Genomic DNA, 1,705 nt, shown 5'->3' on the forward strand with positions numbered 1-1,705 from the left:
GGTCAAGGCCGTGATGGCCGGCGCCACCGCGCTGCAGGTGCAGTCGATCAACGCGCCGACCGCGCTGCAGGGCATCGACTTCTCCGACCACCTGAGCTACTGGGCGCTCGGCATGCCGGCGCTGATGGTCACCGACACCGCCTTCCTGCGCAATCGCCACTACCACGAGGCGGGCGACAGCTGGGAGAAGCTGGACTACCGCCGCATGGCGCAGGTGGTGCAGGGCGTGTGGGCGGTGACGCGGGCCTTGTGAGGTTCAGGGCCTGACGACGAGGCTGCGGAACGCGCGCTGTGCCGCCGGCAGCGTCTTGCACTCGGTGCCGGCGATGCGGACCCCGCCGTCGTCGCTCAGCACCTGCACCTCGCCTGTTCCCGGCCACTCGAACAGCGCTTCGGGTCGCAGGCTGCCGAGCGCGACGGACGACACCGGCACCGGTGCCTCGCCGGCCCGGCCCGACCAGCGGTACAGCGCGAAGCCGCCTTCGTCGGCCGGCGGCCCGGCGACGACGAGGTAGCCGTTGCCGATGCGCTCGAGGCTGCGGATGCCGCGGCCTTCGAGCGGCAGTTCGAAGACGCTGCCGATCTTCGCGCGCWCGCCGCGCACGACCTGCGCCGGGTTGGCGATCGTCACGACGAGCGCCCGCCCGCGTGGCAGCGGGTTGCGCAGCCCGACCAGCAGCGCACCGCCCGATGTCGCCGCCAGGCCCTCGATGTTGAGCCCGCCCGGTGCTTCCGGAGGCAGCTTCGAGGCATCCTTCAGGTGGTAGCCCTTCAGCTGCGGTGCGTCGAGCAGGTCGTCGAGCAGCCGCGTGTACGGCGTGCCGACCGGGCGCAGCGACGGCGGCGCCGAGCCGGGCACGCGCTCGGTCGCGAACAGCCGGTGCCGCTCGTCGCGCTTCTTGCCGGCGCTGTTGCGGCCGTGCGAGGCGATCCAGTAGATGACGCCGCCGGCCTCGGCCGCGCCTTCGATGTCCGACTCCCGGCCGGCCTGCGTGCCGAGGAAGCTGTCGAGATCGACCCGCCCGACGGCATCCGGCGCGTCGCGGCGGAAGACCTGCAAGCTGTTGTGCTCATCGTCGGCGACCACGAAGTGCCGGGCGTCGAGCGCGACGGCGGCCGACGCGTCGCACAGGCCGCGGTAGCGCTCGGGCGCCTGGGCGCTGGCGCTCGCCACGGCGAACAGCGTCAGCGTGCTGGCGATCCAGCGGCATGGTGTGGTCTTCATCCGGATCATTCTCGCGGCCCTGCTGCCGCGGAGCGAGGCCCCTGAAACCGAGGGGTCAGCGGGTTCCGTCACAGACAGTACACACGTCAGGGTTTACACTGAGAACTAGGTGTTAACCCGCACGACGGGTGCACTGACTGAGAAAAACCGACCACAAGACGGACCGAGATAGAACATGAACTTCATCAATGCCATTTCCAGCGCGATGCGCAACGCGTTTGCCGGCGGAACCCAACCCCGCGGCGGCTACGACGAGGCCTGGCTGGCCGAATCGACCGACATCTACGAACTCGAGCGCCGCATGCGCGCCATTGACAACAGCCGTTGCGGCCGGGGCGACCTGCACACCAGCGCCTTCCTGTCGATGTCGCCGGCCGGCACCGGCCGCTGAGCGGTTTGCACACGCTGCGACAGCGTGTGCACCAGCAAGCCCGACACCACCAGCATCACCCCGGCCAGCTCATGCGCGGCCGGGCGTGA

The 1,705-nt window shown here is 70.5% G+C and carries 3 protein-coding genes; 2 read left to right on the forward strand and 1 reads right to left on the reverse strand.

Annotation, left to right across the window (positions count from 1 at the left end):
* The coding region (locus AC1D15_RS30710) for a M28 family peptidase (protein WP_477829006.1) at positions 1-253 on the forward strand (253 nt) is incomplete at its 5' end.
* Between the two features lie 3 nt (positions 254-256).
* Here AC1D15_RS30710 and AC1D15_RS30715 read toward each other — a convergent pair.
* Positions 257-1,225 (reverse strand): DUF3616 domain-containing protein, encoded by a 969-nt coding sequence (locus AC1D15_RS30715; RefSeq protein ID WP_477829007.1) that lies wholly within the window; start codon positions 1,223-1,225, stop codon positions 257-259.
* 175 nt (positions 1,226-1,400) lie between these two features.
* Between AC1D15_RS30715 and AC1D15_RS30720 the strand changes: the two genes are divergently transcribed.
* Complete coding sequence (locus AC1D15_RS30720; RefSeq protein ID WP_082004218.1) at positions 1,401-1,616, forward strand: DUF3563 family protein; 216 nt, start codon at positions 1,401-1,403, stop codon at positions 1,614-1,616.
* Positions 1,617-1,705 lie beyond the last annotated feature (89 nt).

The organism is Rhizobacter sp. P2_H2, from assembly GCF_056403375.1.